Here is an 11387-nt window from a genome sequence, read left to right on the forward strand (position 1 = left end):
ATTAAAAATTAGAGTTTTTTTATTCAGCGCTCTCTCGAAAAAGAAAAGGCCAACTCTTCAACTGCCTGATGGGCACGGTTATAGTATTGAACAGAAATTTGGTCATCTAAACTTTCGATAAGAGCATATGATGGGATTTGGATCGGGCCTCTAGGCTGAGAAATGCTACCAGGATTCAAAAACAGGATTTTCTGATCCATCTCACAGCCTATTTGATGGGTATGACCAAAAAACACCATATCGGCAGTTGCAGCTCGAGCTTCGATTGCTAACTGTGTCAAACCAAATCGGACATTCGATAAATGACCGTGAGTCATGAATACTGTATCCTGACCAGTTTGGATCACTTTTTTCTGTTCGAATCCTGGTCCATAATCACAATTACCTTGAACCACTTGGAATGTATCCCATAATGGGTCAGAAGCTTCTAATTCCGAATCACCACAATGGAAAAAGATATCCACTTCAGAACGATAACGATCTACTAAGTCAACGAGGATATCTCTGTCTCCATGATTATCACTTACTACTAAATACCGCATCTATCTCTCTCCTTCCAGCCATTGTTTCCACTCGGCACTCAATTTTTTCATTGCTTGAGCCCGATGACTGATCTTGTTTTTTTCTTCGCTCGATAATTCTGCTGCTGTTTGTTTCTTACCTTCTGGGATAAATAAAGGATCATACCCAAAGCCATTTTCGCCAGATGGTATACGGGCTACTCGACCGGGCCATTCCGCTTCTACTACAAGGCTGTCTTTTTTGGGTGCCGCGAATACTAATGTACAATGGAATTGTGCTGTTCTTTTTTCATCCGGCACATCTGTCAATTCATATAATAATTTGGCGTTATTCCCCGCATCACTTTTTTGTTCCCCTGCAAAACGTGCAGAATAGATTCCTGGCATACCGCCTAAAGCATCGACTTTCAAACCTGAATCATCTGCTAAGACTGGCTGATCAAGCAATTGTGCAATCGTTTCTGCTTTTAATCGGGCATTTTCTTCAAATGTGCTGCCAGTTTCTTCCACATCTGGCAATTCAGGATAGTCAAGTAATGTTTTTACATGATATCCCGCTTCTTTGAACATATTTCGAAACTCTTCTGCTTTTCCTGGATTTCTTGTCGCAATGATGATTGTTTTTGTTTCTTCTATCCGCTCATCATTTTGAGCAAACTCTGTTAGCAAAGCATGTTTTTGCTCTTTGATCAAATCTTCAATCGCGTTTTTTCCAAAAAAGAGCATTTCATTCAACTGTTCACCATCAAACGTTGCTTCTTCTCCAGTTCCTTGAATCTCCACGAATTTTCCAGATTCTGTCATTACAAGGTTCATGTCTACAAGTGCTGCGGAATCTTCTTGGTAATCCAAATCTGTGACGCAAGTCCCATCTGGTAAGATTCCTACGCTAACTGCAGCAAGATGTTCTTTGATTGGATCTTCTGACAATTCTTTTTCTCTTAAAAGTTTTTCAATGGCTAATTTCAATGCCACGAATGCCCCAGTGATACTTGCTGTTCTAGTACCGCCATCCGCTTGGATCACATCGCAGTCTATGATGATACTACGTTCTCCTAATTTTTCCAAGTCTACTACTGCACGCAAGGAACGACCAATAAGACGCTGGATTTCCATTGTTCTACCAGAAAGTTTCCCTTTGCTGCTTTCTCTACGATTTCTCGTACTCGTTGCTCGAGGCAGCATACTATATTCTGCTGTCACCCACCCTGTTCCTGTTTCTCTCAAAAAGGGAGGTACAGAATCTTCTATTGTTGCAGAACAAATAACTGTTGTATCACCAAAACGGATCACTACCGATCCTTCTGGATATTTGAAAACATTTGTTTGAAGCTCCAGTTTGCGAAGCTCTTGGGCTTTTCTCCCGTCATGACGCATCCTTATTTTCCTCCCAATTCGATATGTTCTACATTTAAGTGTCCGATTCCAAGCCAGTCTTCAGCTATTTCCTCGAAAAGTTTGGCAGAGCCAGTTGTATAAAACTGGCATAATGTCCGACCATTTTGCGGTGAATTGCTCAGATTGAAATAATCTAACAGCATAGATACTTCACCTACTGTTTCTGCTCCAGAATCGATCAGTTGAACATTTTCTCCCACTACATTTTGAATGATGGGGCGTAATAATGGATAATGGGTGCATCCCAAAATCAATGTATCGATTTTTTTAGTGGTTAAAGGAGCTAATGTTTCTGCCACAATTTTTTTCGCCACCGATGAATGGTATTCATTACTTTCGACAACTGAAACAAATTTTGGACAAGCAAGACTTGTCACAGTCAATTCTGGTACTTTCTCTTTCAGGGCTTTTTCATAAGCTCGACTTTTTACTGTACCAATCGTACCGATAATGCCAACTTGTTTATTTTGTGTTTTTTTTACTGCCGCTCTAGTACCGGGAAGGATCACACCGATGACTGGAATAGAAAGAGCAGCTTTGATTTCTTCTAAAGCCACCGCAGTTGCGGTATTGCAGGCGATCACCAGCATCTTGATTCCTTGATCCACTAGATAATCCGTCATTTCCCAAGTATACTGGATTACCTGTTCCGCGGGTCTAGGGCCATATGGGCAGCGTGCTGTGTCTCCTACAAATAAAATATTTTCATTCGGTAATTGTTTCAGGGCTTCTTTTACTACAGTCAAGCCGCCGACACCTGAATCAATAAATCCGATAGGGCGATTATCTGTCAATCGTATCATCCTTTTTTTCAATAAATTCTATCCTCCCTATTGTGTACTTTTTAGCGTGAATTTTCAAGTGCTCTTACTTGCTTAAAACAATCGAAATCTCTTTTTTTCGAATGGAAAGAGGAAAAGCGGTTGTGACTTTAGTTTGCCACAACCGCTAAAAGAATCATCTATTAATAACTGTACCGTCTCTTTTCCAAGTAACCGGAAAGCAGAGAAAGCGCGTAACATACCACGAAGTACATAAGTGTCATGATGATGAACATCGGAAGCACATAATTGGTGTTCTGTCCATAAATAATACGTGCCTGATGAGAAAGTTCAGGTAAAGAAATGATTACTGCTAATGAAGTATCTTTGATCAGTGAAATCAATTGGCTCACAATTGCCGGGATCATTGATTTAAATGCTTGCGGTAACACGATCGTTCGCATCGTTTCTACATAAGTCAGTCCCGTTGATAATCCTGCTTCCATCTGTCCTTTTGGAACAGCATTGAGTCCAGCTCGGAAAATTTCCGACAACATAGCTGACTCAAAAATCGTTAATGCTGCGACAGCGGACCAGAAGATGTTCATCTGAATGCCGATTTGAGGTAAGGCAAAGTAAGTGAAGAAAATGATCAATAATAATGGAAGATTCCGTATAATATCAATCACTACACCAAGGATTTTGGAAAAGAAAGGGATATTCGCAAAACGAATCACACCTGTCAGACCACCGATCAAGAAACTAAAAATGATCGAAAACAATGAAACTTCAACAGTAACCTTTAATCCTTCCAATAAAAAACGGATATTCATCCATGAAAAAGCGCCGCTAAAATCCATGTATTTCCCCTCCTTCTATGAACGAACCGCCCATTTTTTCTCAAGATAAACCATTAAGTAAGATAACGGTAGCGTGATAACTAAGTAAAATAACCCAACGATGATATACGTATCGAAGGTATTGAATGTTTCACTGGCGATCAAGTCTCCTTGATACATCAAATCTAAACCAGCTACGATTGCTAAAATAGATGAGTTTTTTACGAGGTTGATAAATTGGTTGCCTAATGGCGGAATAACGATTTTGAATGCTTGCGGTAAAACAATATAACGCATGATTTCTGAATAGGTAAAACCAGAAGATAGTCCTGCTTCTGTTTGACCTTTTGGTACGGTTTGAATCCCTGAACGTACTGTTTCAGCAATAAAAGCAGATGTATAGATCGTTAATCCAATCGTACCTGCTTGGAATCCATCTAGATTAAACCAATAAATCGGTACGACAACATAAAAAAACATCACGATGATTAATAATGGAATGTTTCTAAAAAATTCTACATATGCCTTTGCTAAGGCGCTCACTACTTTATTCTTTGATAATTGGAAGATTGCCATTAACGTTCCGATAATCAAACTAAACACAAGTGCTAAGACACTCGAAAACAATGTGATCTTGAACCCGTCAACAAAGATTGGTCCATAAGTCTGTATCAATTCGCTCATTGCCTCTCCTCCTTACTCTACTTTTCCTTCAGTTTCATTTGGAAACCATTTTTGATAGATTTTATCGTATGTGCCATCTGCATGCATTTCCTCTAGCGCTTGATTAACAGCTTTCAAGAAGTTTTCTTGCCCTTTGTTGATCGCAATTCCGTAAGGCTCATTAGTAAATGTTCCACCAACTAACTCATACTCTGGATTTTCATCTGCAATCCCTAACAAAATCGCATTATCTGTGGTCATCGCGTCTCCCTGACCAGATTGTAAAGCAGTGAATGCTTCTGCATAGTTTTCTAATTCTAAAATTTTTGCATCTGGTGCATGCTGTCGGATATTCGCAGCCGATGTAGAACCTTTGACTGCTAGAACCGTTGTAGAAGCATTCAAATCATCTACACTTTTGATTTGGCTTCCTTTCTTTACCAACAAAGCTTGGCCAGCATCGAAATAGACATCTGAAAAGTCGACCTGTTTTTTTCGTTCATCTGTGATCGTCATCGTTGCAATAATTGCATCGATATTTCCGTTTTTCAATAATGGAATCCGAGTTTTAGAAGTGACTTCAACAAATTCTGTTTTTCCATTGTCACCAAGGATCTTTTTAGTGATTGCTTTTGCAATATCTACATCAAATCCTTGTACAGTTCTGCTCTCAATATCCATCATTCCAAATAATCGAGTATCATACTTGACACCCCAGATGATTTCATTGGTAGATTTGCTTCGCTCTAAAATATCTTCATTTGCCAACCCATTTCCTTTACATCCGGCTAGTGCAAGAAAAGCAATGCCTAAAAGGAAAATCAGGCGTATTTTTTTTAACCTGCGCATCTTTTTCCTCCTATCAATGATTGATAACTTTACTGATAAATTGCTGAGCTCGGACTTCATTTGGATTTTCGAAAAAGTCTCTCACATTTCTGCTGTCTTCCAATACTTCTCCATCAGCCATGAAGATAACACGATCCGCCACTTCTTTGGCAAAGCCCATTTCATGTGTCACGACAATCATTGACATACCGTCATGAGCCAATTTTTTCATAACGTCTAATACATCACCAATCATTTCCGGATCCAAAGCAGAAGTAGGTTCATCAAACAGCAGCATCTCAGGATTCATCGCTAAACCTCTGGCGATTGCCACCCGTTGCTGTTGTCCCCCGGATAACATGGAAGGATAAGAATCTTTCTTATCTAACATATTGACAGTTTTCAGAAATTTCTCAGCGTTTTTGACTGCAGTTGCCTGGTCTTGCTTTAACACTTTGATTGGTGCTAATGTAATATTTTCCAGAACGGTTTTATTAGGATACAAATTGAAATGCTGGAAAACCATGCCGATATTCTTTCGGACTTCTGTCAACTTTGTCTTTTTATCATGCAAGTCAGTATCATTAATTAGTAGCTTGCCTGAAGAAATCGTCTCTAATCCATTGATACAGCGAAGCATCGTGCTCTTTCCTGAACCAGAAGGACCAATGACAACGACAACTTCTCCTTTCTCGAATTCGAGATTGATATTTTTTAATGCGTGGAACTTGCCATAATATTTATCCACGTGATCAAATTTAATCATTGCCATAGAATTACACTCCCATTATTATTTAGTAAGATTTCTTTTAAAGATGTATAATAAAATACATTATATCTGATAGTTTAGTAATTTGTAAAGTTTCTTAGAACGTTTATTCTCCCATAAATATTTCTTCCATTTCTAATCTATTAGTTATTTTATCCTCTTTCCTTGTTTTTTCATTAGGAACTGTTGTTTCTTTTCAGGAAAAACGGTAAGATATTAAGTGCTCAGACTTACAAATCGTAAAGAGGTGTCTTTTTTGAAAAATATTATTTTAACGGGAGATCGACCAACTGGGAAGCTGCATTTAGGGCATTACGTCGGTTCTCTAAAAACCCGAGTGGCTATGCAGGCAGATGAAGACAACCAACTGTTTGTCATGATTGCTGACATGCAAGCACTGACAGATAATGCTAAAAATCCTGAGAAGGTTTCATCAAATGTCTTGCAAGTTGCTTTAGACTATTTAGCCGTGGGATTAGATCCTGCAAAATCTACTTTATTTATCCAATCACAAATTCCGGAATTAGCTGAATTAACCATGTATTATTTGAACTTAGTCAGCGTAGGACGCGTTCGGCGCAATCCGACTGTCAAAACAGAAATCGAACAAAAAAAATTCGGTGAAAGCGTGCCTACAGGATTCTTTATCTATCCTGTTTCTCAAGCAGCAGATATCACTGCATTCAAAGCGAATCTTGTACCTGTTGGTGAGGATCAAAAACCAATGCTAGAGCAGACACAGGAAATCGTACAAAGCTTCAATCATACATATGGTGAAGTCTTGGTGGAACCAAAAGGCGTATTCCCACCAAAAGGAATGGGTAGATTACCTGGAATCGATGGAAATGGCAAAATGAGTAAATCGTTAGGAAACGGTATTTATATCTCCGATCCTGCCGATGTCTTACAGAAAAAAGTCATGAGTATGTATACTGATCCAAACCACATCCATGTACAAGATCCTGGACAAGTAGAAGGGAATATGGTCTTCACCTACTTGGATGTATTCGGAACAGATAAAGAAGCAATTGAAGAAATGAAAGCTCATTACCGCCGCGGCGGACTTGGTGATGTAAAGATCAAACGATACCTCATTGATGTATTGGAAGCTGAATTTGCACCGATCCGTGCGCGCCGAGAAGAATTGGAAAAAGATCCTTCAGCTGTTATGGAAATCTTACGTAAAGGTAGTGAAGAAGCTGCTAAAGTAGCTGCACAAACACTTTCTGAAGTAAAATCAGCAATGGGAATCAATTACTTCCATTAATTCATTTACTCTAAAAAAGCAGGCTGTAAAGGCCTGTTTTTTTATCTCGTCTCTGTGCTATTCCTTTTTTAAAATCAAAAAAAGAGATGTGACGAAGTTGTGTCACATCTCTTTTTCAAATGTATGGTCTTCAAAAGCTACTTGATCGTTACTTACTATATTTTCCCTCTTAGCGAATACTTGCCTCTAGGTTTTCTACCAACGCTTTTTCGACTTTTTCCATTCCTTTATTGATTTCTTCATCTGTCAATGTTGCTTCTGGGTTGACGAATGTCAGGCTATACGCCATGGATTTATGTCCTTTTTCAATGTTTTCTCCTTGATAGACATCAAATAATTGAATATCTGTTAAAAATCTTCCGGCAGCAGAACGGATAACTTCTGTTAATTCCTGATTTGTCACAGTTTCTTTTACAAGCAAAGCGATGTCCCGGCTGACTGCTGGGAATTTTGTCACTGCTTCGAAAACGATCCCTTTTTGAGCAGCTTCCACTACAGCAGATAAATCAAACTCAGCAACATATGTTTCTGGAATATCATAAATTTTTGCAATCGTTGGATGCACTTGACCGACAAAACCAATAAATTTTTCGCCAAGGTAAATCGCAGCAGTTCTTCCAGGATGCATTTCCTTCATTTCTGTCACTGTTTGATAATGGATATCTTCAGTGATGCCTAGTTGTTCAAATAAGTTTTCTAAAAGACCCTTGATGGTGAAAAAGTCTACATTTTGAGCTTTCGTCTGCCAATCTTTTTCTTCCCAAATACCAGAAATAGCGATTGCTGCATGTTTTACTTCTTGCGGCAGATGTGTACGTGGATCATTTTCTTGGAAGAACACCCGACCAATTTCATATAAAGCAATCTCTGTATTTTTTCGGGCAGTGTTATAACTGATATCATCTAATAATCCGCTGATCAAATTCATTCGCAATACAGAACGCTCTTCACTCATTGGCCAGTCCAAACGTGTAATATTGCTTTCTTTTATAACAAACTGTCTTGATTTTTCTTCTGTTGTCAATGCATAACTGATTGCTTCGCTCAATCCGCTTCCTTCAAAGATCGTACGAATTTTACGAGTAGTTTCTTGTTCTTTTGACAAGCTTCCAGCAACCGTTTCTCCACTTGGAAGTGTAGATGGCAACTGGTCGTATCCATAAATACGAGCAACTTCTTCGATAATATCTGCTTCGATTTGGATATCCCAGCGTCTTGGTGGTACTACTACGGAATAAACATGATCCTTTTCTTCATAGCTAAATCCAAGTGCTTCAAAAATCTCATTTACTTCTTTAACGACAAGAGATGTTCCTAAATATTGATTGATGCGTTCAAGTGAAATCTTCACTGATACGTCTTCTGCTTTGATCTCTGAACCTTTGACCGCGCCTTGTAGAACTTCCCCACCCGCAAGAGAAACGATCATTGCTGCAGCAACCTCACTGGCTTCTCCAACAGTCGCATGGTTGATTCCTTTTTCAAAACGTGCAGAGGATTCACTACGCAAATTAAATTGTTTTGCTGTACGACGAATCGAAATTGGATCAAATAAAGCAGATTCTAGTGCAACTGTTGTTGTTTCATTCGTGATCTCTGAGTCTAACCCTCCCATGACACCAGCTAAAGCAACTGGTTCTTTGCCGTTAGTAATGACGAGATTGTCAGTTGTCAATTCCCGAGATTCTCCATCTAGTGTTACTAATGTTTCATTTTCTTTTGCACGGCGGACAAAGATCTCTTTTGATTTCAATTTGTCGTAGTCAAATGCATGTAGTGGTTGTCCGAATAAAAGCAAAATATAGTTCGTCACATCTACTACATTGTTGATTGGACGAATGCCTTCGTTCATCAAAAGATTTTGCAGCCATTGAGGACTTGGCTGGATTCTTACTCCTTCAATGATTCTGATTTGATAAGCAGGAACTGCTTCTTTATCTTCAACTTCCACTTGAATTTTATCGCTAGCAGGTCGTAAGGATTCTACCAGCTTTTCGTCATCGAATGTAGGAGTCTGACGATAAATTGCCCCAACTTCATAAGCTACGCCACGCATTGACAATGCATCCGCACGATTCGGTGTGATAGATAATTCAATAATCGAATCATCCATATCCAAATAAGGAAAAACTGGATCGCCATTTACAGCTTCTTGTGGCATATAATAGATACCTTCAGCGTATTCTTTCGGTATAACACTATCTGAATAGCCAATTTCTTGTAATGAGCAAATCATGCCATTTGATACTTGGCCACGCATTTTTCCTTTTTTGATTTTTACATTACCAGCGATACGTGAGTTAGGAAGTGCAACAATCACTTTGATTCCAACCTTCACATTAGGCGCTCCACAAACGATTTGAGACAGTTCGTCTTCGCCAATATCGACTTGACAAATAGAAAGGTGATCAGAATCTGGATGTGGTACGCATTCCTTGACTTCACCGACAACGATTTTTTTCAAGCCTTCTTCTGGAACCGTTACTCCCTCTACTTCGATTCCTGTCACAGACATCTTATCCGCTAATTCTTTTGGTGTTACATTCGATAAATCTACATAACGATTGAGCCATTTATATGAAACTAACATCTTCTTACTCCCCCTTGAACTGACTTAAGAAACGTAAGTCATTTTGATAGAAATTACGGATATCATTCACTCCATACCGCAACATAGCTACGCGGTCTGGTCCAAGGCCGAAAGCAAAGCCTGAATATTCTTCTGGATCGATTCCTGACATCTTCAACACATTCGGGTGTACCATGCCAGCTCCTAAAATTTCGATCCATCCAGTGTATTTACATACGTTACAACCGGCACCACCACATTTGAAACAGCTGACATCTACTTCTACTGATGGTTCCGTAAATGGGAAATAACTTGGACGCAAACGAATTTCACGATCTTCCCCAAACATTTTTTTCATTACGACTTCTAATGTTCCTTTAAGGTCGCCCATTGTGATGTTTTTATCAACAACTAGCCCTTCAATTTGATGGAACTGATGACTGTGGGTCGCATCATCTGTATCTCTGCGGAAGACTTTCCCTGGCGAGATCATTCGTAGAGCACCCTTAGAGAAATCATGTTTTTCCATTGTCCGTGCTTGGACTGGTGAAGTATGTGTCCGAATCAATATCTCGTCTGAAATATAGAAAGTATCTTGCATGTCCCTTGCTGGATGATCTTTTGGCAGATTCATCCGTTCGAAATTGTAATGATCAGATTCTACTTCATATCCTTCTACGATCTGATAGCCCATACCCACAAAAATATCTTCAATTTCTTCCATGATTTGTGTCACGATATGACGTGTACCATGTTTTACTTTTCTACCAGGTAGTGTCACGTCTATTGTTTCTTTTGCCAAAGCTGCATTTAACGCTTCTTCTTCTAATACTTGTTTTTTTCGCTCGATCTCTTCTGTCAAAAGATCTCGGATCTCATTTGCGAAACTTCCGACTTTTGGTCGCTCTTCTGGACTTAGATCTTTCATCCCACGTAATACTTCTGTGATCGGTCCTTTTTTTCCTAACGTTTCAACACGTATTTGATTTAATTCATTTAAATCTTGTGCCGCTGTGATTTTGATGAGCGTTGCTTCTTTCAAGCTCTCTAATTGTGCTTGTAGAGACATGTGCTTGTTCCTCCTTTAAATTCCAAATACAAAACAAAAAGACCTCATTCCTGTTAAGGAACGAGGTCTTCGCGTTACCATCCTAATTTGCGGATAAATGACTTACACCGCACTCTTACTTCGTTAACGACAATTGCCGGTCTGATTTTATCAGACGAACTCGGAAAGTGAACTTCATTTTTCAAACACAGGATCTGCTTTCAGTCTGCGACAGATCTCCCTGAACTGGTTTAGCCAAACTACTCTTTTTCGTCATCGTTCTTTACTTATTCGTATGGACTATAGTTTACAAGATTTTTTTTACAAAATCAACCGCATTCTTCCTCTGTGACCCATTTTTCGCTCCAAACTTGTATTTGACGCATCGCTTTTTGCAAGTCTGCTCCTTTTTCAGTCAAGAGATATTCTGAACGGCTCTTTTCGCTACAGGCAAAGTTTCGAGTGACTATTCCTTCTTTTTCTAATTCCTTCAAGCGTTCGACTAATACTCGATCACTGACCATCGGGATTTTTGCCGCAAGCTCAACAAAGCGTTGCGGACCGTTTTCGAGTAGTACATCGATAATCAATCCGTTCCATTTTTTTCCTAAAATAGAGAATGTTTTTTCAAATTTAGGGCATAAAACGAATTCTGTCTGTGTTAGCTTCATCATACTCACCTCTTCCCAGAGTATAGCATAATCCTTACAAAACATAAGTCAAG

The 11387-nt window shown here is 39.1% G+C and carries 11 protein-coding genes and 1 other annotated feature; of the genes, 1 reads left to right on the plus strand and 10 read right to left on the minus strand.

Annotation, left to right across the window (positions count from 1 at the left end; translation table 11 throughout):
* Positions 1-23 precede the first annotated feature (23 nt).
* From IGL31_RS07095 to IGL31_RS07125, 7 genes are all read right to left on the minus strand, one after another.
* Positions 24-542, minus strand: coding sequence for a metallophosphoesterase (locus IGL31_RS07095; protein WP_002288030.1), 519 nt, complete (start codon positions 540-542; stop codon positions 24-26).
* On the minus strand, positions 543-1898 hold the full coding sequence (rph, locus tag IGL31_RS07100) for a ribonuclease PH (protein WP_086300107.1): 1356 nt from the start codon (positions 1896-1898) through the stop codon (positions 543-545).
* Positions 1899-1900: 2 nt separating this feature from the next.
* Positions 1901-2722, minus strand: a complete 822-nt coding sequence (gene racE, locus IGL31_RS07105) for a glutamate racemase (protein ID WP_086300166.1) — start codon at positions 2720-2722, stop codon at positions 1901-1903.
* A 161-nt stretch (positions 2723-2883) separates the two neighbouring features.
* Positions 2884-3540 (minus strand): amino acid ABC transporter permease, encoded by a 657-nt coding sequence (locus IGL31_RS07110; protein ID WP_002295785.1) that lies wholly within the window; start codon positions 3538-3540, stop codon positions 2884-2886.
* A gap of 15 nt (positions 3541-3555) precedes the next feature.
* A complete protein-coding gene (locus IGL31_RS07115) occupies positions 3556-4203 on the minus strand; it encodes an amino acid ABC transporter permease (protein WP_002288038.1) in 648 nt (215 codons plus the stop codon).
* A gap of 12 nt (positions 4204-4215) precedes the next feature.
* Positions 4216-5031: a transporter substrate-binding domain-containing protein gene (locus IGL31_RS07120; RefSeq protein WP_002288041.1), complete on the minus strand. Its 816-nt coding sequence runs from the start codon at positions 5029-5031 to the stop codon at positions 4216-4218.
* Positions 5032-5044: 13 nt separating this feature from the next.
* A complete protein-coding gene (locus IGL31_RS07125) occupies positions 5045-5782 on the minus strand; it encodes an amino acid ABC transporter ATP-binding protein (RefSeq protein ID WP_002288042.1) in 738 nt (245 codons plus the stop codon).
* Between the two features lie 253 nt (positions 5783-6035).
* Here IGL31_RS07125 and trpS point away from each other — a divergent pair, with 253 nt between their 5' ends.
* A complete protein-coding gene (gene trpS / locus IGL31_RS07130) occupies positions 6036-7046 on the plus strand; it encodes a tryptophan--tRNA ligase (protein WP_002288045.1) in 1011 nt (336 codons plus the stop codon).
* A 169-nt stretch (positions 7047-7215) separates the two neighbouring features.
* Here the strand turns inward: trpS and pheT are convergent, their stop codons facing one another.
* The 3 genes from pheT to IGL31_RS07145 all read right to left on the minus strand — a co-directional run bounded on the left by pheT (position 7216) and on the right by IGL31_RS07145 (position 11334).
* Entirely contained in the window at positions 7216-9636 is a 2421-nt protein-coding gene (gene pheT, locus IGL31_RS07135; RefSeq protein ID WP_086300108.1) for a phenylalanine--tRNA ligase subunit beta, read from the minus strand.
* 4 nt (positions 9637-9640) lie between these two features.
* A complete protein-coding gene (pheS, locus tag IGL31_RS07140; RefSeq protein ID WP_086300109.1) occupies positions 9641-10684 on the minus strand; it encodes a phenylalanine--tRNA ligase subunit alpha in 1044 nt (347 codons plus the stop codon).
* 53 nt (positions 10685-10737) lie between these two features.
* Positions 10738-10949: a binding site (T-box leader), on the minus strand.
* A 43-nt stretch (positions 10950-10992) separates the two neighbouring features.
* Entirely contained in the window at positions 10993-11334 is a 342-nt protein-coding gene (locus IGL31_RS07145; RefSeq protein WP_086300110.1) for a winged helix-turn-helix transcriptional regulator, read from the minus strand.
* Between the last annotated feature and the right edge of the window lie 53 nt (positions 11335-11387).

The sequence above is a fragment of the Enterococcus sp. MSG3290 genome, from assembly GCF_050555565.1.
GTDB lineage: Bacteria > Bacillota > Bacilli > Lactobacillales > Enterococcaceae > Enterococcus_B > Enterococcus_B faecium.